Below are 23,901 nucleotides of genomic sequence, written 5' to 3'. Positions count from 1 at the left end.
CTATGCCATCTATTACACTAAGTCCAAGGCAACAAGCGCAATATGATGAATTCTCTATGGCAGAAAAAATTGCCATTTTATTAGTCCAATTAGGCGATGAAATTACAGGTGAAATTTTTTCACACCTTGATTTAGATTCCATCACAGAAATTTCAAAATATATTGCTCAAAATTCCGGCGTAGATAAAACCATTGCCGGTGCTATTTTAGAAGAGTTTTATGCTATTTTTCAATCCAATCAATACATTTCAACAGGTGGTTTTGAATATGCCAAAGAATTACTCTATCGCACACTAGGTCCAGAAGCCGCAAAAAGAGTTTTAGATAAACTTGCAAAATCAATGCAATCTTCTCAAAATTTTGCTTATCTTTCGCGTGTTCGTCCGCAGCAACTTTCAGACTTTATTATTCACGAACACCCACAAACCATTGCTTTAATTCTAGCACATATGGATCCTACGAATGCTGCAGAAACATTAAGTTTTTTCTCAGATGATTTACGCGCAGAAATCGCCATTCGTATGGCTAATCTTGGCGACATTTCTCCCAATGTTGTCAAACGCGTCTCAACCGTTTTAGAAAACAAACTTGAATCGCTTACAAGCTACAAAGTAGAAGTAGGTGGTGTGCGTGCTGTCGCGGAAGTCTTTAACCGCTTAGGTCAAAAAGCCGCTAAGGCAACTATTGCCTATATCGAACAAATTGATGATCAACTAGCAGGTGCAATTAAAGAAATGATGTTTACCTTTGAGGATATTGAAAAACTTGACAATAACGCCATTAGAGAGATTCTAAAAATTGTTGATAAGAAAGATTTAATTCTAGCCCTTAAAGCTTCTCCAGAAGAACTTAAACAAAAATTTATGTCCAATATGTCTCAAAGAGCCAGTGAGCAATTTTTAGAAGAAATGCAATTTTTAGGTGCTGTTAAAGTTAAAGATGTCGAAGCCGCACAAAGAAGAATTGTAGAAACCGTGCAATCACTCTCTGAACAAGGCGTGATACAAATTGGGGAACAAGAGGATACCATTGAATAATATTAACGAACACAAAAATATCATCACCGAAGAAAGAAAATCAAAGCACGATATTCAAAAATACAATTTTAGAAATATGGAAGTTACCAAAAAACCACAAACTTCGGACTCTAAAAAAGATTCTACACAAAAAGAACAAGAAATAGCTATGCCACCAATGCCATCTACTTCTCAAGAATTACCTGAAGAACAAATTCAAGAAGTGCAAAAAACAGAAGAAATGCCGCCCCAACCAACTCCCTCACTCAAGCTTTTTGAAACAGAAGTAGTTGATAAAATTCTCCAAAAAAGTGATGTTTTAGCGCAATCTTTGCAAAAGCTTCAAGAACAATTTGACAAACAAGAAAAAGAAATCAACCAAAGAGTTACTGATGCTAAAGCCGAAGCCAAAGAACAAGGATACAACGAAGGCTATCAAAAAGCCAAACAAGAACTAGAAGCACAAATCAATAGCCAAAAAGAACTTTATTCTTTAAGTATTAAGCGTATTGATGAGCATATTAGTAATGCTAAAACTCATATTACTAACCTTGAAAAAGAACTAAGCTCTATTGCGCTTGATATTGCCAAAGAAGTTATCACAAACGAAGTCAATACCAATAGTGCTAAAATCGCTACTTCTCTAGCAAGAAATCTTTTACAAAATCTCGCAGAAAATACACAAGTTACGCTAAAAGTTTTTCCTGGAGATTTAGAAGAGTTAAAAGAAACATTACAAGATTTAAATAATGTAACCATTCAAGCTGATCCCGCAATTGCTAAAGGAGGCGTAATTATCTTGAGCAATGAAGGCAATATTGATGGAGATATTTATATGCGTTTTGAAGCCCTTAAAAAATCCATTTTAGAAAGTAGATTCTAATGTCTCTAGATCAAAAATATTTGGAAATTTTAAAAAAAGATAATTTTAATGAACAAGACTATATTGCCTTAAATGAATTAGCACAAATTTTACGCCATAGAATCCTAGAAGTTGTCTCTAAAAATGGAGGTCATCTAAGCTCTTGTTTAGGTTCTGTAGAATTGATTATTGCAATGCATTGTGTTTTTGATTCGCCCAACGATCCTTTTATCTTTGATGTTAGTCATCAAGCCTATGCACACAAGCTCTTAACAGGTCGTTGGGATAGCTTTGAGACCTTGCGTCAAACCAATGGGATTAGTGGCTTTACTAAACCACAAGAAAGTAATCACGATTATTTTATCGCAGGACACAGCTCCACTTCTATCTCTCTTGGAGTAGGAATCGCAAAAGCTTTCGCACTCAATCATTCCAAAAATATTCCTGTTGTTTTAATCGGAGATGGTGCAATGAGTGCTGGATTAGCTTATGAAGCCCTTAATGAACTAGGTGATAGAAAATATCCTATGGTTATTATCCTAAATGACAATGAAATGAGCATCGCAGAACCTATTGGCGCAATTAGCAAATATCTCTCTCAAATTATTGCAGGAAAATTTATCCAAAAAATCAAATCAAAAGTAAGCAACGCCTTTAATAAAATGCCAAATGCCACTTACCTAGCTAAGCGTTTTGAAGAATCTCTAAAACTCATTACTCCTGGACTGCTCTTTGAAGAGCTTGGATTAGAATATATTGGTCCTCTTAATGGGCATAATCTTAAAGAATTAATTGGAGCATTCAAACTTGCTAAAAACCTAAAAAAACCCATTGTAGTGCATACACAAACCCTAAAAGGAAAAGGTTATCCCTATGCAGAAGGTCATTTAGAGCATTGGCACGGAGTGAGCCCTTTTGATATGCAAAAAGGTGTAACACTCTCTCAATCATCTTCTAAAACCCCTACTCAAATCTTTGCTCAAACACTTTTAGAATACGCTAAACAAGATTCCAAAATAGTTGGTATCACCGCAGCAATGCCAAGTGGGACAGGACTTGATTTGCTTATCAAACATTTCCCTAAACGCTTTTGGGATGTTGCCATTGCCGAACAACACGCCACCACACAAGCAAGCTCCTTAGCCAAAGAAGGCTTTAAACCTTTTGTTGCCATTTACTCTACCTTTTTGCAACGCGCTTTTGATCAACTCATCCACGATGTAGGCATTATGAAGATGCCTGTAAAATTTGCCATTGATCGTGCTGGAATCGTAGGAGAAGATGGAGAAACACATCAAGGCGTTTTTGATATTGCCTACCTTAAGATAATCCCTAATTTCACACTCTTTGCACCGCGCGATAATGCCACTTTAAAAGAAGCCATTACTTTTGCAAAAGATTTCACCGATGGACCTTGTGCTTTCCGCTACCCTAGAAAATCTTTTTTATTAGAAGATGATCGTATCCAATCCACCCCTTTTATTTATGGAAAGCTAGAAATTTTACAAAATGCTCAAAGTGGTATCCTACTCATTGGCTATGGCAATGGAGTTGGCAGAGCTATAAAAACTGCTCAAATCTTAAAAGAATCTAACTTAGAATGTGGCATTGTGGATTTGCGTTTCCTTAAACCACTTGATGAGATTTCTTTGCAGAATCTTGGACAAAAATATCCTTATTGGTTTGTCTTTAGCGACAATGTTAAAATAGGTGGAGTTGGCGAATCGCTTTGTGCTTTTGCTCAACAATATAATCTTTCAATTAAAATCCATTCCTTTGAGTTTAATGATGCTTTTATTCCACATGGCAAAACACAAGAAATAGAAACCATAATGGGAATTGATCCACAAAATATTGCCACACAAATTTTAAATATTACAGGAAAAGAAGATGTATAAAATTCTATTTCTTTTACTTTTTGCACTTTCTCAACTTACCTTTGCACAAGATGATTTTCTAAATGAATTCGAATCTGAATACACTTCAACCACCATTAAAGATCCTTTTGAAAAATACAATCGCTTTATGACTAATGTTAATTGGGGGATTTATGATTATATTTTTAGCCCCGCATTAGAAGGTTACAATACCATTACTCCGCTTGGATTACGGATTGGTATTTATAATTTTTTTGACAATCTTGCTTCTCCTTTACGCTTTCTCTCACAATTATTAACTTTTCATTTTAAAGAAGCAGGCAATGAATTTGCAAGATTCGCACTTAATAGCACTTTTGGACTTGGAGGAATCTTAGATATTGCAACTTCTAATGGTTTATACTCCAAGCGTTCTGACTTTGGAATCACTTTTGGAAGATGGGGCTTTGATGGAGAATTCTACTTTGTCTTACCGCTGCTTGGTCCATCAAATTTCCGCGATATTCTAGCAATGCCCCTTAATGCATTTGCCTACCCTACCACTTACATTAATCCATTTTGGGCTTCTAGCGGTGTTTATGCGTTCAAAGAATTTAACTACACCGCAAGACACAAAGATACCATTGATACAATTAGAAGAGATAGTCTAGATTCTTATGTCTTAATACGAGACACTTATGAACAATTTAGAGATGAATTAATCAAGGAGTAACCTATGAAACTAATTTTAAGCTTTTTATTTTTAATAATCTCAAGCTTTGCACTTGAATTTAACCAAATTGATACAACTATGGAGAATAAAATCAACAAAACTCTGCAAATTCTGCAAACTTCCAATCAAAGCATAGATGCTATTGCTCAAGAAATTTTTAATCTTTTTGATTCAATCTTTGATTACAAACTTATGGCAAAACTATCTCTCTCAACAGAATACAAAAATTTAACTCCAACTCAACAAAATGAATTCAATAAAGCCTTTGAAATGGGGCTAAAACGCAGTTTTACCGATAAACTTCATCTCTACAAAGATGAAACAATAAAAGTCTTAGGTGGAGAAAAAATCAAAAATAATCGCTACAATCTTAAAACTTCCATTATTTTAGATGGAAAAATCAACTATATTACTTTTAAATTTAGGGAATTAAAAAAAGATTGGAAAATCTATGATGTTGATATCTTAGGTATTAGTGTTATCCAAACCTACCGCTCACAATTTGCCGATATTATTGCCCAACAGGGGTTTGAAACTCTACTCAAAAAACTTAAAAGCGAAAACTTTTTTAAAAATTAATGGGATTACTTTTTATTTTCAAAACTCTTTTAAGATACTCTAAAAGCATTCTATTTGTATGTTTTTTGGTTTTCTTAATCTCTCTTTTTTACACCCTAAAGCTTCCAATTGATGCAAGCTCTGAAAGCTTGATTGCAGAAAACAACAAAGATTTCAAGATTTATGAGGAAATTTCACAAAATTACCAAAGCAAAGATTTTTTAATTCTTTCTTTTAGCCCCAAAAATAATGATGTTTTTAATCCAAATTCCCTTAAAACACTTGAAAATCTTATTAATGATATTCAAAAAATTCCACAAGTAGAAAGCACCCTAAGTATTCTTAATGCTCCATTGCTAAAAAGCACTCCAACCCTAGAACTCCAAGAAATCCTTAAAATTAATCCCACCTTGCTTTCTCCACAAACTGACAAAAATCTAGCCAAAAAGGAAATTTTAAACCATCCTTTTTATACGCAAAATATTATTTCCAAAAACGCAAAAACAACTGGAATTCTTATTTTTCTCAAAGAAGATTCTAAACTAAAAGAACTCTTATCTCTAAAAAAATCTTCCACACCCTTAGAATCTCAAAAAATACAAAATCTCATACGCACCTACAAAGAACAAATACAAACTCAAAATACACAAACTATCCATTCATTAAAATCACTCCAAGCCAAATATCAAACTAAAGGCGAAATTCATCTTGGCGGAATCACGCTGATTACTAACGATATGATTGAATATGTCAAATCCGATCTCATCACCTATGGCACAATCTTAAGCATTATTCTAGCTTTAATGCTTTGGATATTCTTTAGGCAAATTTATTTCGTTTTTCTTAGTTTTGCTGTTTGTCTTTTTACCCTAATTGTAAGTAGCGGAATCTTTTCATTTTTAGGCTATCAAATTACAATTGTTTCTAGCAACTATGTCTCTTTACTTTTAATTATTTCTGTTTCTTTAATTGTGCATCTAATCGTTTCTTATTTAGAATTTTATAAAAAATTCCCCAAAGCTTCACAAAAAAACTTAGTCTTTGCTGTAATGCTTAACAAATTTTCACCAAGCTTTTTTGCAGTCTTAACTACCATCATAGGATTTTTAAGCCTGATATTCTCTTCCATTCTCCCTATTATTCACCTAGGTATCATTATGAGTATTGGGGTTAGCGTTGCTCTTGTATCTACTTTTGTTCTTTTTGGAGCTATTCTTGTGCTACTTCCAAAACCTTCTAAACACAGAAATATCCCCAAATGGCACAAAAACCTGCTAAGTCATTGTGCTAATATCGCAATCAATCAACCAAAATTAGTCTATGGCATTGCTTTGCTTTGCACTCTCTTTAGCATTTATGGCATTTTCTCTCTAAGAGTAGAAAATAGTTTTGTTAATTATTTTAAAGATAAAAGCGAAATCAAACAAGGTTTGCTCCTCATTGACAAAGAATTAGGTGGCACCATTCCGCTAGAAATCATTATTGCTTTCAAAAAAGAAGAATCTAATAATCAATCCACCAACTTTGAAGATGAATTTGAAGCAGAATTTAGTGCTTTAGAAAAAGAAGATTCTTATTGGTTTGATAGCCAAAAGCTACGGATTGCCAAAAATATCCATAACTACCTAAGCAATAAAGAATTTATTGGATCCATCTTAAGTCTTCATAGTCTTTCTATTTTAGTGGAATCTTTGGGCTTAGGGGCTGATGATTTTATGATGGCTTTTTTATACAAAAATTCCCCCCAAAGTCTAAAAGATCAGCTTTTCACGCCCTATGTGAATCTTGAAAAAAATCAAATGCGCTTTGTTTTCCGCACTTTTGATTCTAATCCCAATCTCAAACGCAATGCCTTTATTCAAGAAATCCAAAATGATTTGACACAAATCCTTCAAAAAGAACCTGTTAGCTTTCAAGTTAATGGCATAATGGTGCTTTACAACAATCTCTTACAAAATCTTATTGCCTCTCAAGTTGATACACTTAGCCTTGTTATTGGTGCAATTTTTATCGTATTTATTTTAATTTTTAGAAGCATTAAGCTCTCTATTATTGCCTTGCTAACCAATCTCATTCCTTTGGGGGCTATCTTTGGATTTTTGGGGATAAGCGGGATTCCGCTAGATTTAATGGGTGTAACCATTGCAGCAATTTGCCTTGGAATTGGCGTTGATGATGTGATTCACTACATTCACCGCTATAAAGAAGAATTAAAATTCCATCCCATCAAAACCGCTATTAGGAATTCTCACAATTCCATTGGCAATGCAATGTATTACACAACTTTAATCATTGTTATAGGGTTTTGTGCAATGATGAGTAGTAACTTTATCCCCACTATTTATTTTGGATTACTCACTACTCTTGTTATGCTTTTAATGCTTATAAGCTCACTTATTTTGCTTCCAACACTCTTAATGACTTTTTATGCTAAAAAATAATCTTCTATTTTTAAAATTACATTAGAACTAAATCGATCCCACTGCAAAGAATAAATCAACTCTATTTCTTGATTTTCATAACCTTGAAGATTTTCAGAAAACTTCAAAGCCTCCTTTGTGATTCCATCTTGTTCTAAAAGTATTTTACTATTATTATCTCCAAATAGTTTCACGGATAATACTTTTGCTCTTGTTGCAAATTTTGGCATAGCATTACCCTCTCCATAAGGCTCAAATTCATTTAAAATTCTAAAAATCTCTAAGTTAATCTTTTGAAGTGGTAATATTCCAAGCACATCATTTTGAATTTTTTGTTCGCTACAAATCTCCATATTCATTAATGCCTCTTTAAAAACTTCAAAGTTTTCTTGTAATAACCCAAGTCCAGCTGCCTTAAAATGTCCTCCAAAATTCTCCAAAAATTCCTTATGTTTTGCTAAAGTCTCAACACAATCAATACCATTAGAACGCATACTGCCTTTTAACTTACCTTCATTATTTGTTAAAACAATACTCGGCTTTGCAAACTCTTCACAAAGTTTTGCCGCCACAATCCCAATAACTCCTTCATTCCAAGTTGGATTATACACCACCACAAAGGGTAATGCTTCAAAGTTTTCTTGGTGCATAAAATCTTCTTTTGCTTCTAAAAAAACTTGATTTTGCATTGCTTTTCTTTGTCGATTAAGCTCCAAAAGTTCCTCTAAAATTTGATAGGCTGCTTTAGAATCATTTTGTATTAAAAATTGATAAGCAAGTTCAGCACTCCCTATCCTTCCAGCACAATTTAAAAGTGGAACAAAGTAATATCCCAATAATTGTGCATTAAGTGGATACTTTTTAAAATGTTCTCTTAATAAACTCAAAGACACTCGCCTATTCTGCCCTAAAATCTCCAAACCTTTTTTCAAAAGCACCCAATTCATTCCCCTTAGAGGCATCACATCACTCACGATTGCCAAAGCCAATAAATCCAAAAATTCTACCATTGAGACTTTTAGATTCATTTCTTGCTTGATAGCCGCACACAAATACCACGCCACACAAGCTCCACAAATTTCAGATTCGGGGAAATTTGGAGAAATCTTAGGATTACAAATTAACGCATCAGGCAGAATCTCTTGAGGAGTGTGGTGATCGGTAATAATTAATTCAATTCCTTTTTTTTTACAAACTTCCGCAGCTTCTATAGCATTAATTCCATTATCCGCCGTGATAATCATATCACAATCTATTTTTTCTACCAAAGCACTAGAAATTCCATATCCATCACTGAAGCGATTGGGTATTACCACCAAAATACTATAAGGTATTCTTTTAAAAAAATCTTGTAAAATCGCACAAGAAACAACTCCATCTACATCATAATCCCCAACCACTGCTATTTTTTTTTGCTCTTTGATAGCTTGGACAATCTTTTTAGCAATTTGAGGAAGATTATTTAAAGCACTTGGCAAGGGGAGATTCTGTAAATTTAAAATCTCCATTGCACTAAAGCGTGAGATGAGTTTCTCTCTAATAAGGCTTATATCAAGTAAAGAAAGATTTTGAAAATCAATTGGCATTATGCTTTGAAGCCTGTTTAATAAACTCCAAAATCACTAAATTGGGAGCTTGCAGTCTTGAAGTAAATTCCGGATGGAACTGAACAGCAACAAACCAAGGGTGATTTTCTAACTCAATGACTTCAATGAGTCCTTTTGATTCTCCTGAAATAATCAAACCATTTTTTTCTAAAATCTCTCTATATTTAGGATTTGCTTCATAACGATGACGATGTCTTTCTTTAATAATTTTCTGCCCATTATAAGCTTTTTGTAATTTACTGCCCTCTTTAGTTTGACATTCATACTCTCCAAGCCGCATCGTTCCGCCCATAGGAGAAGTATGAGTGCGGATTTGCTTTTCTCCATTTTGATCGATGAAATTTTCAATTAGGTAAATAAAAGGTTCTTTAGTCTTTGGATTAAATTCCATCGAATCAGCTTCTTTAACCCCTAATACATTACGCGCAAATTCCAAGATTGCTAGTTGCATACCAAGGCAGATTCCAAGGAATGGAATTTTATTTTCCCTTGCAAATTTAATTGCTTCCATTTTACCCTTAATCCCACGCTCACCAAAACCACCTGGCACCAAGATTCCATCAACATATTTTAATTGTTTTAGTAATTCTTGATTCCGCTCTAACTCCTCACTATCAATCCATTGAATATTCACTTTAGTATCTAAATTTGCCCCTGCATGCACCAAGGCTTCAATAAGAGATTTATATGATTCTTTAAGATTTAAATATTTACCAACAAACGCAATACTCACTTCATTTTGAGGGGCTAAGATTCGCTTGACAAGGCTATCCCACTCTTTCATATCAGGAGTAGATTGTGGCAGCTTTAAAAATCTTGAAATTGGAACTAAAACTCCTTCTTTTAGAAAATTTAAAGGCATTTGGTAAATGCTTTTAGCATCTTGAGCCATAATCACACAATCATAATCCACATCACAACTCATTGAAAGCTTATTTTTTAACTCTTTTGATAATTCTTTTTCTGTGCGTGCAATAATAATTTGTGGAGTGATACCAATGCGTCTTAATTCCTGCACACTATGTTGCGTTGGCTTTGTTTTTAATTCTCCTGCTACACGAATAAGCGGAATAAGTGTTACATGCACACTAATCACGCGTTCTATTCCATATTCGTGTTTAATCTCACGCATTGCCTCCAAAAATGGCAACCCTTCAATATCACCCACAGTCCCACCAAGCTCAACTACCAAAATCTCCTTGCCTTCACCTGCAAGCTTAATTCTTCTTTTAATCTCATCAACAATATGTGGAATCACTTGAATCGTCTTACCTAAATACCCGCCTTTACGCTCTCTATCAATAACAGAAAGATACACTTGCCCTGTCGTAAAGTTATTTTTGGAAGAAAAATCCATATTTAAAAACCGCTCATAATGCCCAATATCCAAATCCGTCTCAGCACCATCTCGCGTAACAAAAACTTCTCCGTGTTCTAAAGGACTCATTGTGCCAGGATCAACATTAATATAAGGATCAATTTTCAAAATCCCCACTTCAAAACCAGAATGTTTCAATAAAGTCGCAATGGATGAAGAAGTGATCCCTTTACCAAGAGAGCTTAAGACTCCTCCTGTTACAAATATGTATTTTGTCTCTACCTTAGACATAGCAAAACCTCTAAAAAATATTTTGGAAATTATAACGCCTTAGAGGTTAATTTTCACTTTTTTATAAGCTCGTTTTTTCTCTTAAGATATTTTATAACTTTTTTATTCACTATTTTAATTTTATTTTTCATTAAAATCATAAATCTTTAAAATGAATTTTTTGCCCTCTTTATAAAAAAATGCTGGAAATTCTTCATTACTCACAATTCTTAACAAATTAAATTGCTCCTCTAAACTTTTTGTCAAATCTAATTCGCTATCTTTTGGACTTCTTTTGGGATAAAAACTCTCATTCCCTTCTTGTTTTTTAGAGGAAATATTGGGATATTTTTCTAAAAATTCCAAACACATTGTTTGACACATTTTAGCCTGTTTATCTCTTAACTCTTCATATAACTCTACTCCATTTAATTTTAGTGTTTTTTGCAAATAAATCTCGCCATTATCGGCTTTTTCATCTGCTTCAAACAAAGAAAAAATAATCTCATTTTTACCCTCTAAAATTTGCCAAAACATTGGAGACCAACCTTTTCCTTTAGGTAAATTAGAAGCGTGAATGACAAGATTATACTTATTTTTCACCAAAAAAGTTTTAGGGATAATTTGATGATAAGAAAGAATAAAAACAATTTCATAAGCTTGTTTAATTTCTTGATGCGAGAAATACAAATCACTTTTAGGAATCTTAGCACACAACTCTTCTGCATAAGGAATAAACCATTGATTGGGCGAAGTTAAAATTGCTACTCTCATTAACTTGCCCTTCTTTGAAGAATAGGAAAACTAATAAAACTATTATTTAGCCCCCCCCCCCAGATAATATTTAAAATAACTCATTATCTCATCCTTTTTTGTTAAAATAAAGCCAAATTTTAAATAAAGATTAATAGCTTTGATATTCTCATTAAAAGCACAGGCATAGAGATTCTTAATAGCCAATTCCTTTAAAGCATATTCCATAAGAATCTCCATAAGCCTCGCTCCATAACCTTTCAAGCAGGGATTTTGATACAATCCAAACTCACACGAATCGCCTCTTTTTAAATCTACAAAATCAATCACACCAATAGCCTCTTGATTTAAAAAAACTAAAAAATACAATTTTGTGGAATCATTTTTCAATCCTTCAATAAATTCCAAATGCTCTTCCCAAGAAATTACCTTATTTTTCATATAACAAGAGACTTGTTGGCTATTTCTCCATTGCCAAATTTCACGCTTTTGCCAATCATCAAGATCAATAAAATTCTTTAAGGTTACCATTTAAGCAAAAACCTTTACAAGATAATTAGACAACCAAGCCATTTTTCCACTCATTATCAAAATTCCAATTACAATTAATAACCCACCAGCACACCACTCAATCCATTTAAAATATTTCTTTATATGCTCTAAAAATGCAAAAATATATCCCACTAAAAATGCACACAATAAAAAAGGTAAGCTAAACCCTAAAGTATAAATCACCATAAGCATAACCCCCTCATTAGCCTCTAAGCTTGCCAAAGAAATAATTCCTGCTAAGATAGGACCCACACAAGGTGTCCAACCCAATGAAAAACTCACACCCAACAAAAAAGGTGTGAAAAAATCACGCAAAAAATTAAAAGAAATCATGTGAATAGAAAAAGTTTTTTGGTAATTCAAAAAAGGAATCTGAATAACTCTAGCCGTATGCAATCCAAAAATTATTAAGATTCCTCCAGCAAAATATGCAACAATAGGGCTAAGCAAAATTCCTCCACTCAAGATTCTAGCTGCCACAGCCCCAAGCAAAACAAAAACAATCCCCATTCCCAAAACAAAAAACAAAGCATTACGAACAATCACTAAACGCATTTTAAAATCTAATGTTTCATAGGCTTTAAGTTCGCTTAGAGAGACTTCAGAGATATAAGAAAGATAAGCAGGAATAAGGGGTAAAACGCAAGGACTAACAAAAGTTAGAATCCCTGCAATAAAACTAATTAAAAGCGGTGCTTTATCAAAAAAAGTAATTAACCATTCTTCCAAAGCAATCTCCTATTGTAAAAAGCTATTGATCCAATAGATTGGGTAGCCACAAGGAAATTTCTGGAATATAGGTAGTCAAAATTAAACCAAGCAATAAAACACAAAGCCAAGGAATAATGGAAATAGTTACATCTTTTAAACTTAAGTTTGTTAATGAACTTGCCACAAACAAATTCAAGCCAACAGGAGGCGTTAGCATACCAATCTCCATATTTACAATCATAATAATACCAAAATGAATAGGATCAATTCCAAGTTGCAATGCAATTGGCAAAAGCAATGGTGTCATAATCATCACAACCGAGCTTGGCTCCATAAATTGCCCCATTAAAAAGAGAATAAGATTGACCAAAATTAAAAACATCCACCAAGTCATATTCATGCTTACTAAATTTTCAGCAATAATATGCGGTATTCTCTCGCTTGTTAGAAAATGGGCAAAAACAACCGCAAAGCCAATTATAAAGAAAATCATCGCAGTTGTAATAGCAGCATCTAAAAATACGCTATATAAATCCTTGATTTTAATGTCCTTATACACAAAGATTGAGACAATAAAAGCATACACAGCACTAATTCCTGCTGCTTCAGTAGCAGTAAAGATTCCTGCATAGATTCCACCAATCACAACAAAAACAATCAATAATGCCCAAAAAGCTTCTTTGAATTTCATCCATCGCTCTTTAAGACTTGCTGGAGTTGTTGATTTAAACCCAAGTCGCTTAGCTCCAATATAAGCATAAAGCATCATTGCTCCACCAATCATTAAACCTGGAATAACTCCTGCCATAAAAAGCTTTTCAATTGAAACTTCCGCTGTTACACCATAAACAATCATAACCACAGAAGGAGGAATCAAAATCCCAAGACTACCTGCTGAAGTAATCGCACCTACAGAATAACTTTTAGGATACCCTGCTTCTTTGAGTGCGACAAACATAACTGAACCAATTGCAACAACAGTAGCAGGAGAACTTCCACTTACAGCAGCAAAAATAATACACGCTAAAATCGCACTCATAGGAAGCCCACCGGGCAAATGTCCTACAATACTCTTAGCAAAATCTACAATTCTTTGTGCAGAACTCCCTTTACTCATCAAAGAGCCTGCTAAAATAAACATTGGAATTGCCATCAATGCCGGTTTCAAACCATTAAGCATAATCTCTGGAACACCCATAATATCATAAGAGCTAAATAAAATCATCGTGCATACCGCACTCACTCCCAAAGAAATCGCAACGGGAACACCAAGCAATAACAATCCAAATAAAACAATTAGCAAAAATGCAACACTCATAATCTCCCCTTAATCCTTAATCACTGAATCGTGTATCATTTCTTCTTCTGCATTTCTAACAACCTTATCTGCATCCATCCAAGAAACTTCATAAATTTTTTCTATACTACGATAAGTTGCTCCAAAAAATGCAATTGGCAAACAAAGAAGAAAAACCCATAAAGGAACATTATGGAGTGCCTCACTCATATAGCCTATTTCATAATTCAATACGCACACCATTAAACTTGCATAAAACATAAATCCTAAAAAAATAGAATTTAAAATATGTGTCCCAAGCACACAAGCTTTTGCCCAAGATGGAGAAAACTTTTCAAGAAGCATCGTTACAGAGATATGGACACCTTTTCGAAAACCATAAGCCGCTCCAAAAAAGGCTGACCACAAAAAACAATATCGTGCCACTTCTTCTGCCCAAGTCAATGAGCCAATCTCTGGGAAAAACCCAGCAATATACCGCATACATACATTAACTGCGGTAATCACAATTCCAATTGCCATTCCCCACACAGCAACATTTTTATTAATTCCTGCAATTATAGTATCCAAAACCGCAAAAAATCTATTAATGCCAGGACTTTTGTGTGCATACAAAAATGGTTTTTGAATCATCAACAATAATTCTTTCAAATCCAACCCTTCTATTTAGTGTTAATTGTCTTTTCTATCAATTCTTGACTTACTAAATCATAAAATTTTGGATAAATAGCTATCATCACATCTTGCCATTGTTGCTTTTGATCTTCGGTAAGCTCAAAAATCTGTGTTCCTGTTTTATCATCTGCTTTAAGTTTATCTAAAAGCATTGCTTCTTCTTTAGCACTCTCTTCTCTCTCATAAGCTGTCGCTTCTTTCATTGCAGCAACAAATTTCTCTTGTAAATCTTTTGGCAATTCATTCCAAAACTTCTCACTTGCAACCACCAAATAACCTAAATAACCATGATTAGACATTGTAATAGAGCTTTGCACTTCATAGAATTTAGAATTATAAAGGTTTGAAAGTGGATTCTCCGCTGCATCAACAACACCTGTTTGCAATGCTGAATACACCTCTCCAAAAGGCAAAACTTGTGGAATTGCTTTAATGGCTTTTGTTTGTTCTTCTAGCACTTTAGAGCTCATAATGCGCATTTTTTGACCTTCTGCATCACTTGGTAAAATGATTGGTTTTTTATTTGTGCTAAATTGCTTAAATCCAGCATCCCAATAATCCAATGCCACATAACCTTTAGCAGTGATCACATCTTTTAAAATTTGCCCTACTTCTCCATCCATTACTTTATGTAAATGCTCTGTATCGCGGAAAATGAAAGGAATATCCCATAAGTTAAATTCTTTAGCAAAGGGAGTAAATTTTGAAAAACTAGGTGCTGCTAATTGCACATTATTGCGTTTTAATTCTTGAAAAACTTTATCATCATCAACAAGTTGTGCAGATGGGAATACATGCACCACGATTTGACCATTTGTCATTTCATTAACGCGTTTTGCAAAAAAATCAGCCGCCCTTCCTTTTGGAGTATTGGCACTCACAACATGAGCAAATTTAACCTCATAAACCTTATTAGAATCATCTGCTGCTGCTGATTCTTTATTGCTACCTCCACAACCAACTAAAGCAAATGTAGCAAATATTGAAGCTAAAATAACTTTCTTCATTAATCTCTCCTTTTAGAAGTAAAAATATAAAACTTACACTTACGCGTAAGATTTTATATTTTACAAAGTTTTGCTAAAAGTTGAGCATATTTTTATTTCTTTGTTTAAAATCCTAATTTTGCAACTATAAAAATTACTTTTTGAAACAAATTTTTTAATTTATTATGATTTATAATTTGCAATTGCCTTATCTAAAATCCCCTTAGCACTCTCTAAATCGCGATATTCTTTAACTTTTACCCATTTATTTGGCTCTAGCATTTTATAAGTTTCAAAAAAATTCTTGATTCTATCAAGTGTAATTTTTGGTAAATCTTCTAGTGATTTAATGTTATCATATCTTGGATCAATCTTTGAAATTGGCACAGCGATCAATTTTTCATCCATTCCACTTTCATCTTCCATAATCAAAACACCAATTAATCGTGCTTTAATCACACTTCCAGCTTGCAAAGGATATTCATTGATCACCAAGACATCTGCGGGATCACCATCATCACTTAAAGTATTTGGCACAAACCCGTAATTTGCAGGATAAAACATCGCACTATACATCACTCTATCAACAACGACCGCACCACTATCTTTATCAATTTCATATTTAATATTACTTCCATAAGGAATCTCAATCACAACATTTAATTTATCGGGATTACTTCCTACTTCAATTTTACTTAAATCCATATTTTCTCCTTTAATTTTTACTTTTAATAAAATTTTCCATTTCGCTTACAATTTCTTCAATGGTTCTTTCCCCATTAATTTTATGCAAAATGCCCTTGCTTGTATAAAATTTCTGAATCTCTGCCAAAGGCTCTAAATACACTTTCATTCGATTATGAAATACCTCAACACTATCATCTGCACCTCTAGCCCTACCAAGCACTCTATCACAAGCGACTTTTTCACTCACTTCAACTTCAATCACGCTCTCTAAAATGATTTCTTGTTTTTGTGCTAAAATCTTATCTAACTCTTGCATTTGTTCAACACTGCGTGGATAACCATCAATAATTACAATATCTTTAGGTGCATTAGAAATGGCATCCACAATGGTTTTAACCACAATATCCAAAGGAACAAGATTCCCTTTGCTAGTAAAACTATCAATGAGCTTCCCTAGTTCACTTCCACTTGCAATTTCAGCGCGTAATAATTCACCTGTAGAATAATGTACCATAGAATCACTATTATTTTTGCTAATAATTTCTGCATCTGTGGTCTTACCACTTCCTGGCGCACCAATCACTAAAAATAATTTCTTCATAAATTCTCCTTACTTTTTGGTTTCTCTTACTTTAATGTGTAATTCTCTTAATTGCTCTTCATTAGCAGGACTTGGAGCTTCTGTAAGCGGACAAGTTGCTTTTTGTGTTTTAGGGAATGCAATAACATCGCGAATAGAATGTGCTTTGCAAAGCAACATAATAATTCTATCTAAACCAAAGGCGATTCCTCCGTGTGGTGGCGCTCCAAATTGTAACGCTTCAAGCAAAAAGCTAAACTTGTCTTGTGCTTCTTTTTGGCTGATTCCCAAAAGCTCAAACACTTTGCTTTGAATCTCTTGTTTGTGGATTCTAATACTTCCACCACCAATCTCAAAACCATTTAACACCACATCATACGCCACTGAATTAATCTCTTCAATATCTTGCACTTCTAGATTCTTTGGCATTGTGAAAGGATGATGCAAAGCAGAGATACTGCCATCATCGTTGCGTTCAAACATAGGGAAATCCACTACCCACAGGAATTGATAAACACTCTCATCAATCATTCCCATATCACTAGCGACTTTTTGACGCAAACGCCCCATATAATCCCAAACAACTTTTTTAGCTCCTGCACCAAAGAATATAATATCACCCACACTAGCACCAACACGATCTAATAAGGTTTTAAGATTCTCTTCTTTGATAAATTTAACCAAAGGTCCTTTGATTCCTTCTTCTTTGATTTGCAAATACGCTAAGCCTTTTGCACCAAACTTTCTTACAAACTCTTCGGCTTCACCCAAAGTTTTTCGACTGAAGAAATTATCCCCACCTTTAACACAAAGTGCTTTAAATCGGTTTTTCTTAGAATCTTTAGCAATGGTAGCAAAAATTTCATTAGTTGAATCAATAAACAAATCCCCTACTTCCACAAGCGGTAATTCATAACGCAAATCTGGCTTATCGCTACCATACTTCTCCATAACTTCATTATAAGTATAATGCGGAAAAGGCATTTGAATACTAATGCCACAGGCTGCAAAAATAGATTTTAAAACTTCTTCTGCAACTCCTATCACATCTTTTTGCTCACAAAAGCTCATTTCAATATCAATCTGCGTAAATTCAGGTTGTCTATCTAACCTTAAATCTTCATCCCTAAAGCATTTTGCAATTTGAAAATATTTATCAAATCCACTCACCATTAAAAGTTGTTTAAAAAGTTGTGGGCTTTGTGGTAATGCATAAAATTCTCCGTGATGCACACGGCTTGGCACAAGATAATCCCTCGCACCCTCTGGAGTAGCTTTAGTCAAAATCGGAGTTTCAATCTCTAAAAATCCTAAATGGCTTAAAGAATTTCTCACAGCTTGAGCAACCTTGCTTCTTGTGATAAAGATTTCTTGCAAACGCGGATTACGCAAATCTAAATAGCGATATTTCAATCTCACATCTTCGCCCACACTCTCATCACCTACCGCAATAGGTGGGGTTAAGCTTTTATTTTCAATGTTTAACTCATCAATCAAAACTTCAATTTTTCCAGTTTTGAGTTTTGGATTTTCTAAACCCTCGCCTCTTTTTCTTACCTTTCCTTTTGCGACAAGCACATACTCATCTCGCACTTCACTTGCGATTTTATGAGCCTGTTGTGAATCCTTTGGATCAAAAACAAGTTGCACTATCCCACTTCTATCGCGCAAATCAATAAAAATGATTCCGCCGTGATCCCGATAAGTGTTACACCAACCACATAAAGTTACTTCTTTACCAATATCTTTTTCATCTAAACCTGTGCAATAATGGCTTCTCAAAACGCTTGCTCCTAAATTTTATTGTTACCAAAAAGCAGATTTTATCAAAAAAGTAATAATATATTATTTAAAACGATTAAATTTAAATCTATGAATATTCTTTTTTAATATCAACAACTCTTCTACTAAAAAAGGAATAATTTTTGCTTCAATAATCTCAAAAATTTTAAAACAAAATAAGGAATGCTAATGAGAATAGGGACAAACTCTAGCTATACAATGTTGCAATATTATCAAGGAAGAACACAAAATGGCTTAAATGGAATCTTAGCCCAAATGAATGGCTTAAAGATTCAATATGGCTATCAAGATAGTAGTATCTTCAATAAAACACTTGAATTAGACTACAATCTCACAACTTTAACCCAAAGCAAAGAACTTGCCAATAACGCACTCACTTTTACACGACACACCGATACTGCTTTGAGTGAATTAGTCAAAAATATGGATAATTTTAAAAGCAAACTCGTCCAAGGTGCTAATGATATTCATAGCGAAACTTCACGTCTAGCTATCGCTCAAGATCTACAATCCCTTCGCGATCACTTTTTATCCATTGCTAATACTTCCATTGGTGGAGAATTTATCTTTGCAGGAACCGCAACAACTTCTAAGCCTTTTAATAGCGATGGTAGCTATAATGGAAACAATGCAACACTTAATGCCCTTCTTAGCTCCAGCAACTCTGTAACCTATAATATAACAGGTTATGAACTATTCTTCGGTTCCGATAATGATACTAATCGCATTATCTCAACCAATGTCCCAAAGTTTAATCAAAGTGCTTTAAACCCTCAAATTATGGATCCAAATCATCCAACGGGAAATAGCGAAGAAGTTTATATTACTGCTGAAGATACCTTACGCGATTTAGTGGGCGATAATGATTCTGATCCTAGCAACAATGGTCCCGAAGTTTTCTATATTACAGGTCGCAGACCAGATGGGACAGCCTTTAAATCAAAATTTTCTATGGAAGTAGCTTATAACGACAAAGATCAAGCCGTCAAAGTGCAAGATCTACTTGATAGAATCGGAAAAGAATTTGGCAACACGGAAACTAGCAAAGTTGTAGAAGTTTCACTTAATAAATGGGGAGAAATTGAAATAAAGGATCTCACAGGAGGGCGATCTAATATTGAATTTTATATGGTATCAAGTAGCTATCAAGATCCTGCCAATCCAGATGGAGTGGGCACGGCAGATATTGATACACTCTTAAATAGCGGAGTAAAGGTGAATACCTATGTTCAAAGTCCTTATTTGGGTAGTTTTTCAAATTCTCAAATCACTTCTGTAGAAGACTACAATGATCATAGACTTCACACAATTCCAACGACTTTTAGGAATCATAATAATGAAATTGCAAAAACTTCAACTTTGCTAACAGATATTTTTCCTGATGGCGTTACACAACTTGATTTAAGCGGAATCTCCGCCAATGATGCAGACAAAAATCCAACTAACAATAACTTAAATTCTACTTTTACTATCACTCCAACTTCCACCGTGCAAGATTTAATGGATTCTATCAAAACAATGTATAACAATCAACAAGGTGCCAATGTTGAAGTGCAATTTAGCAATGGAAAAATTACTATTATTGACAATAATGTTTCCCAAAAAACTCCACCCGATCAATCTCAAAACAATCTACCCTATACAGGAGAAAGCTCCCTAAGCTTAACCATTACTGCTCAAGATAATGCAGGTAATAATGTCAATGGATTCCGCAATGATTATAGCGTGGAATACGATAGAGTAGGTTTTAGTAAAGAAGGTTCTACTCTAAGCTCCAATGTCTCACAAATTGTTCGCGATACCAATGAATATGCTACAATGAGCACAAAACTCTCAGAAGTTTCAGGAGTTGGACTTGATGGGCACATTTATAACTTTGAAGTCAAAGATGTCAATGGAACTCCAATTAGCGGTAGAATAGAGTTTAGCGATACAGGAACCAATATGATTATTGAAACTCCTGCCACAATTAATGGGGTTAATATAGCCAATATTCCAATTCCTATCTTAAATCCCAATGGAAATCCACCCCAAGTTGCAGGTGATGCAACTCCTGCTGATGAAGTTACCTATCAACAATTAGCCGATACTCTAGGTATTGTAATGAATCTATCCAATTCAAGCCAAGCAGATTTGCAAAATATCTTTGTTCAAGGTGGTGCAGACTTCAACAATCCAGATGTAAAACTTTCTTATGAAACACTCATTAGCAATGCTAAAAATAATGTCTCTATTAGCCTTGATTCAAGCGGACAAATGCAACTCAAAGATCTTAATAATTCTCCTACAAGAATGGAATTTATGCTTTATGATAACCAAAGTAGCAACTTTGCTCTTGATGCTAATGGCAGAGTAAATACAACAGGACACCCTGCACTAACTTTCCAAGCCAATAATGCCATTATTGCTGATGATCCACATGTGGATTTTTTCAAACAAATTGATACAATCATTCAAGCACTAGAAGATGGCACTTATAGACCTGGAGGCAGCAATGAGTATGATGATAGTATGCGAAATCCTGGTATCCAAAACGCACTTTTAGTGTTTGATCATCTAGCCGATCATGTCAATAAAGCACACACTAAAAATGGGGCACAAGGCAATTCATTTGAATACTCTATTGAACGCACTGAATCACTTATCGTGCAAGTTAAAACCTTGCGTTCTGAAACAATTGACACTGATTTTGCAGAAGCATATTTGCAATTTTCTACCCTATCTTTAAACTATCAAGCAATGCTCTCTTCTATTGGCAAAATCTCACAACTCTCGCTAGTAAATTACATTTAACAAAAAACTTTAATATTTTATGTAATAGGGTCACTTTCCACTTGACCCTACCCTTTAATTTTTTAATTATCAAGCTTAAAATAAACTCCCTACATTTCTAAAGGAAAATAATTCATAGGTTTTTTGAGTAGCGATTCTACCCCTAGCAGTGCGTTCTAAGAATCCATTTACCAATAAATAAGGCTCAATAACATCTTCAACAGTCCCCTCATCTTCGCTCATTGCCGCAGCAAGTGTGCTAAGCCCAATAGGACGCCCCCTACTCTCGCAAATAATCTTCAAAAAACGCAAATCCAATTCATCAAAGCCATATTCATTAACTCCAAGCTCATTTAAAGCATATTGGGTGCGTTCTTTTGTAATGATTTCTTCCTCTGCTACTTCAGCAAAATCCCTTACGCGTTTCAACAAACGCAAGGCGATTCTAGGTGTGCCACGCGAACGCTTAGCAATCTCTAATGCCCCTTCATTAGAACATTCTTTTTGCAACTTAATTGAAGCAATTTGCACGATTCTAGCCAATTCTTCTTTTTCATAAAACTGCATTCGAAACTGCATTCCAAACCTATCGCGTAATGGATTACTAATCATCCCAGCTCTTGTTGTCGCTCCAATAAGCGTAAAACGAGGCAAATCAATCTTTACCGTTTGGGCTGCAGGACCGCTACCGATAATAATATCTAATCTAAAATCTTCCATTGCAGGATACAAAATCTCTTCAATAGCAGGAGATAATCTATGAATCTCATCAATAAAAAGTATCTCCCCCTCACTTAGATTAGTTAAAATAGCCGCTAAATCACCTGCTTTTTCAATCATTGGTGCAGCCGTAACTTTAATTGGAGCATTCATCTCACCGCTAATAATATGAGCTAAAGTCGTTTTACCAAGCCCTGGGGGTCCAAAAAGCAATAAATGATCTAAGACATCTCCACGCTTTTTAGCCGCTTCAATAAAGACTTTCAAATTCCTTTTAAGTTTTTCTTGCCCTATATAATCATCCCAATCGCTTGGGCGGAGCTTGACTTCCTCATCACCCTCCAATTCCATTTTTTCAATTTCAACAATTCTTTCCAAATTTTCCCCTCAATAACTCTCGTTCATTTTAGGAAAATCTCCACTTTTTACATCTCTTACATACTGCTGCACTGCTTCTCTAACAAGCCTTGCTCCCTCTAAATATTGCCGCACAAATTTTGGCTTAAAAGCTTCAAAAAATCCTAGCATATCACTCCATACAAGCACTTGTCCATCAACATTTACTCCACTCCCAATACCAATAACTGGTATCTTTAAATTTTGCGCTATTACTTGTCCCACTTCACTTCTCACTCCTTCTAAAACAAGACAAAAAGCACCTGCTTCTTGGAGTTTAATTGCATCACACAAAAGCCCTTGAGCTTCTTTTTCATTCTTACCCTTGACCTTATAGCCCCCTTCGCTTCTTACTAATTGAGGTTTTAATCCAATATGCCCTACCACTGCAATTCCATTTTCAACAAGCTTTTTAATTGTCTCATACATTTCAGCTCCACCCTCAATTTTAACCGCTTGCGCATTGGTTTCTTTATAGACTCTAATCGCCCCTTGCAAGGCTATCTCTGGAGTAGCCACACTTCCAAAGGGCATATCACACACTACAAGACTCTCTTTAGCACCATTACACACCGCCTTTGTATGATAAATCATTGCATCAAGACTAATGCCTAAGGTATCCTTTGCACCAAAAAAACTCATATGCAAACTATCACCCACAAGTATCATATCCACTTCACTATCAAAAATTCCTGCAAAAAGTGCGTCATAGGCCGTAATCATTGTGATTTTTTCTTTGTTTTTTTTCTCTAATATCTGTGTAATTGTTGTTTGCTTTATGGTAGATTGAATACTCATTTTCTGCCCCAAAAATAATTTAAAAACAAATTCTACTATATTTTTACATTAATTTTTCTTTGATAAAAACTTGACAATTTATTAAAATAGCAATAGAATTTCAAACTTTGGGGCTGACATGAATTTCGACGGGAGTTAGATAGCTCTAGTTGCATACCGACTTGTGCTAAGTCGTAAAACTGGCTCTTAAATATAAACGCAAACAATTCAAATTACGCTCCTGCTTACGCTAAAGTTGCGTAAGTTTATCGACTCTTTTGGAGCTGTTTTTAGTTAAGATTCTAGCTATTTTCTAAAAGCATCATTTCTGCTAGATGCGGTTTTGCACACCTAAAGCAAAATTTAAGTCAAAAAAGGTTGCCTTGTTTATAGATTTTTGGGAGTTTTTATAGGCAAGAAAGATTCTAAACCCAAGGAAGTATGTATATCAGCTGTGTTGGTCTAGTTTTCGGACTGGGGTTTGATTCCCCACAGCTCCACCATTTTTATTCTCATTATTCCCAATTATAATAGTCTCAAATTGCTTGCCAA

20 protein-coding genes and 1 other RNA gene are annotated in these 23,901 nt (G+C 34.5%); 8 read left to right on the top strand and 13 right to left on the bottom strand.

Annotation, left to right across the window (positions count from 1 at the left end; all coding sequences use genetic code 11):
* Positions 1-2: 2 nt before the first annotated feature.
* Genes fliG through HCAN_RS04780 form a run of 6 tightly spaced genes read left to right on the top strand, consistent with a single transcriptional unit; the run spans position 3 to position 7,466 of the window.
* Positions 3-1,037 (top strand): flagellar motor switch protein FliG, encoded by a 1,035-nt coding sequence (fliG, locus tag HCAN_RS04805; RefSeq protein WP_006655625.1) that lies wholly within the window; start codon positions 3-5, stop codon positions 1,035-1,037.
* Positions 1,030-1,899, top strand: a complete 870-nt coding sequence (fliH, locus tag HCAN_RS04800) for a flagellar assembly protein FliH (protein ID WP_006655624.1) — start codon at positions 1,030-1,032, stop codon at positions 1,897-1,899. The genes fliG and fliH overlap by 8 nt, the downstream gene beginning before the upstream one ends.
* A complete protein-coding gene (dxs, locus tag HCAN_RS04795) occupies positions 1,899-3,776 on the top strand; it encodes a 1-deoxy-D-xylulose-5-phosphate synthase (protein ID WP_006656856.1) in 1,878 nt (625 codons plus the stop codon). Before fliH ends, dxs begins: the two co-directional genes overlap by 1 nt.
* Complete coding sequence (locus tag HCAN_RS04790) at positions 3,769-4,467, top strand: MlaA family lipoprotein (protein ID WP_006655622.1); 699 nt, start codon at positions 3,769-3,771, stop codon at positions 4,465-4,467. Before dxs ends, HCAN_RS04790 begins: the two co-directional genes overlap by 8 nt.
* Positions 4,468-4,470: 3 nt before the next feature.
* Entirely contained in the window at positions 4,471-5,046 is a 576-nt protein-coding gene (locus HCAN_RS04785; RefSeq protein ID WP_006655621.1) for a Tgt2/MlaC family protein, read from the top strand.
* Positions 5,046-7,466 (top strand): efflux RND transporter permease subunit, encoded by a 2,421-nt coding sequence (locus tag HCAN_RS04780; RefSeq protein ID WP_006655620.1) that lies wholly within the window; start codon positions 5,046-5,048, stop codon positions 7,464-7,466. Before HCAN_RS04785 ends, HCAN_RS04780 begins: the two co-directional genes overlap by 1 nt.
* Here HCAN_RS04780 and recJ read toward each other — a convergent pair.
* The 11 genes from recJ to aspS form a co-directional block, all read right to left on the bottom strand.
* Positions 7,451-9,031 (bottom strand): single-stranded-DNA-specific exonuclease RecJ, encoded by a 1,581-nt coding sequence (recJ, locus tag HCAN_RS04775; RefSeq protein ID WP_006655619.1) that lies wholly within the window; start codon positions 9,029-9,031, stop codon positions 7,451-7,453. The two genes, HCAN_RS04780 and recJ, sit on opposite strands and share 16 nt — an antisense overlap.
* Positions 9,021-10,661: a CTP synthase gene (locus HCAN_RS04770; protein ID WP_006655618.1), complete on the bottom strand. Its 1,641-nt coding sequence runs from the start codon at positions 10,659-10,661 to the stop codon at positions 9,021-9,023. The genes recJ and HCAN_RS04770 overlap by 11 nt, the downstream gene beginning before the upstream one ends.
* Positions 10,662-10,781: 120 nt before the next feature.
* Positions 10,782-11,414 (bottom strand): formyltransferase family protein, encoded by a 633-nt coding sequence (locus tag HCAN_RS04765; RefSeq protein ID WP_006655617.1) that lies wholly within the window; start codon positions 11,412-11,414, stop codon positions 10,782-10,784.
* A 42-nt stretch (positions 11,415-11,456) separates the two neighbouring features.
* The gene (gene pseH / locus HCAN_RS04760) at positions 11,457-11,924 is read right to left on the bottom strand and encodes a UDP-4-amino-4,6-dideoxy-N-acetyl-beta-L-altrosamine N-acetyltransferase (protein WP_006655616.1); all 468 of its coding nucleotides are present in this window, start codon (positions 11,922-11,924) and stop codon (positions 11,457-11,459) included.
* Positions 11,925-12,674, bottom strand: coding sequence for a cytochrome c biogenesis protein CcdA (locus HCAN_RS04755; protein ID WP_006655615.1), 750 nt, complete (start codon positions 12,672-12,674; stop codon positions 11,925-11,927).
* 22 nt (positions 12,675-12,696) lie between these two features.
* Complete coding sequence (locus HCAN_RS04750; protein WP_006655614.1) at positions 12,697-13,974, bottom strand: TRAP transporter large permease; 1,278 nt, start codon at positions 13,972-13,974, stop codon at positions 12,697-12,699.
* Positions 13,975-13,983: 9 nt separating this feature from the next.
* Entirely contained in the window at positions 13,984-14,586 is a 603-nt protein-coding gene (locus HCAN_RS04745; RefSeq protein WP_006656855.1) for a TRAP transporter small permease, read from the bottom strand.
* Between the two features lie 29 nt (positions 14,587-14,615).
* The gene (locus HCAN_RS04740; RefSeq protein ID WP_006655612.1) at positions 14,616-15,635 is read right to left on the bottom strand and encodes a DctP family TRAP transporter solute-binding subunit; all 1,020 of its coding nucleotides are present in this window, start codon (positions 15,633-15,635) and stop codon (positions 14,616-14,618) included.
* Positions 15,636-15,797: 162 nt separating this feature from the next.
* The gene (ppa, locus tag HCAN_RS04735; protein ID WP_006655611.1) at positions 15,798-16,319 is read right to left on the bottom strand and encodes an inorganic diphosphatase; all 522 of its coding nucleotides are present in this window, start codon (positions 16,317-16,319) and stop codon (positions 15,798-15,800) included.
* A 10-nt stretch (positions 16,320-16,329) separates the two neighbouring features.
* Positions 16,330-16,902 carry an adenylate kinase gene (locus tag HCAN_RS04730; protein ID WP_006655610.1) on the bottom strand — a complete coding sequence of 191 codons (573 nt, stop codon included), beginning with the start codon at positions 16,900-16,902 and terminating at the stop codon, positions 16,330-16,332.
* 9 nt (positions 16,903-16,911) lie between these two features.
* Positions 16,912-18,663 carry an aspartate--tRNA ligase gene (gene aspS / locus HCAN_RS04725; protein WP_006655609.1) on the bottom strand — a complete coding sequence of 584 codons (1,752 nt, stop codon included), beginning with the start codon at positions 18,661-18,663 and terminating at the stop codon, positions 16,912-16,914.
* Between the two features lie 189 nt (positions 18,664-18,852).
* Between aspS and flgL the strand changes: the two genes are divergently transcribed.
* Positions 18,853-21,477, top strand: coding sequence for a flagellar hook-associated protein FlgL (gene flgL, locus HCAN_RS04720; RefSeq protein WP_006655608.1), 2,625 nt, complete (start codon positions 18,853-18,855; stop codon positions 21,475-21,477).
* Positions 21,478-21,552: 75 nt separating this feature from the next.
* Here flgL and ruvB read toward each other — a convergent pair whose 3' ends face one another.
* Complete coding sequence (ruvB, locus tag HCAN_RS04715) at positions 21,553-22,554, bottom strand: Holliday junction branch migration DNA helicase RuvB (RefSeq protein WP_006655607.1); 1,002 nt, start codon at positions 22,552-22,554, stop codon at positions 21,553-21,555.
* A gap of 9 nt (positions 22,555-22,563) precedes the next feature.
* Positions 22,564-23,370 carry a 3-methyl-2-oxobutanoate hydroxymethyltransferase gene (gene panB, locus HCAN_RS04710; protein WP_006655606.1) on the bottom strand — a complete coding sequence of 269 codons (807 nt, stop codon included), beginning with the start codon at positions 23,368-23,370 and terminating at the stop codon, positions 22,564-22,566.
* A gap of 109 nt (positions 23,371-23,479) precedes the next feature.
* Here panB and ssrA point away from each other — a divergent pair.
* Positions 23,480-23,852: a transfer-messenger RNA gene (gene ssrA / locus HCAN_RS08125) on the top strand.
* The last annotated feature ends 49 nt before the right edge of the window (positions 23,853-23,901 follow it).

The sequence above is a fragment of the Helicobacter canadensis MIT 98-5491 genome (genome assembly GCF_000162575.1).
Classification (GTDB): domain Bacteria; phylum Campylobacterota; class Campylobacteria; order Campylobacterales; family Helicobacteraceae; genus Helicobacter_D; species Helicobacter_D canadensis.
This window is presented reverse-complemented; position numbering and strand designations above follow the sequence as displayed.

What these genes read in the sequence shown, in the direction of transcription:
- fliG (WP_006655625.1), top strand. Translation starts at nt 3, where the DNA reads ATGCCATCTATTACACTAAGTCCAAGGCAACAAGCGCAATATGATGAA.
- dxs (WP_006656856.1), top strand. Translation starts at nt 1,899, where the DNA reads ATGTCTCTAGATCAAAAATATTTGGAAATTTTAAAAAAAGATAATTTT.
- HCAN_RS04790 (WP_006655622.1), top strand. Translation starts at nt 3,769, where the DNA reads ATGTATAAAATTCTATTTCTTTTACTTTTTGCACTTTCTCAACTTACC.
- HCAN_RS04785 (WP_006655621.1), top strand. Translation starts at nt 4,471, where the DNA reads ATGAAACTAATTTTAAGCTTTTTATTTTTAATAATCTCAAGCTTTGCA.
- HCAN_RS04780 (WP_006655620.1), top strand. Translation starts at nt 5,046, where the DNA reads ATGGGATTACTTTTTATTTTCAAAACTCTTTTAAGATACTCTAAAAGC.
- recJ (WP_006655619.1), bottom strand. Translation starts at nt 9,031, where the DNA reads ATGCCAATTGATTTTCAAAATCTTTCTTTACTTGATATAAGCCTTATT.
- HCAN_RS04770 (WP_006655618.1), bottom strand. Translation starts at nt 10,661, where the DNA reads ATGTCTAAGGTAGAGACAAAATACATATTTGTAACAGGAGGAGTCTTA.
- HCAN_RS04765 (WP_006655617.1), bottom strand. Translation starts at nt 11,414, where the DNA reads ATGAGAGTAGCAATTTTAACTTCGCCCAATCAATGGTTTATTCCTTAT.
- pseH (WP_006655616.1), bottom strand. Translation starts at nt 11,924, where the DNA reads ATGGTAACCTTAAAGAATTTTATTGATCTTGATGATTGGCAAAAGCGT.
- HCAN_RS04750 (WP_006655614.1), bottom strand. Translation starts at nt 13,974, where the DNA reads ATGAGTGTTGCATTTTTGCTAATTGTTTTATTTGGATTGTTATTGCTT.
- HCAN_RS04745 (WP_006656855.1), bottom strand. Translation starts at nt 14,586, where the DNA reads ATGATTCAAAAACCATTTTTGTATGCACACAAAAGTCCTGGCATTAAT.
- HCAN_RS04740 (WP_006655612.1), bottom strand. Translation starts at nt 15,635, where the DNA reads ATGAAGAAAGTTATTTTAGCTTCAATATTTGCTACATTTGCTTTAGTT.
- ppa (WP_006655611.1), bottom strand. Translation starts at nt 16,319, where the DNA reads ATGGATTTAAGTAAAATTGAAGTAGGAAGTAATCCCGATAAATTAAAT.
- HCAN_RS04730 (WP_006655610.1), bottom strand. Translation starts at nt 16,902, where the DNA reads ATGAAGAAATTATTTTTAGTGATTGGTGCGCCAGGAAGTGGTAAGACC.
- flgL (WP_006655608.1), top strand. Translation starts at nt 18,853, where the DNA reads ATGAGAATAGGGACAAACTCTAGCTATACAATGTTGCAATATTATCAA.
- panB (WP_006655606.1), bottom strand. Translation starts at nt 23,370, where the DNA reads ATGAGTATTCAATCTACCATAAAGCAAACAACAATTACACAGATATTA.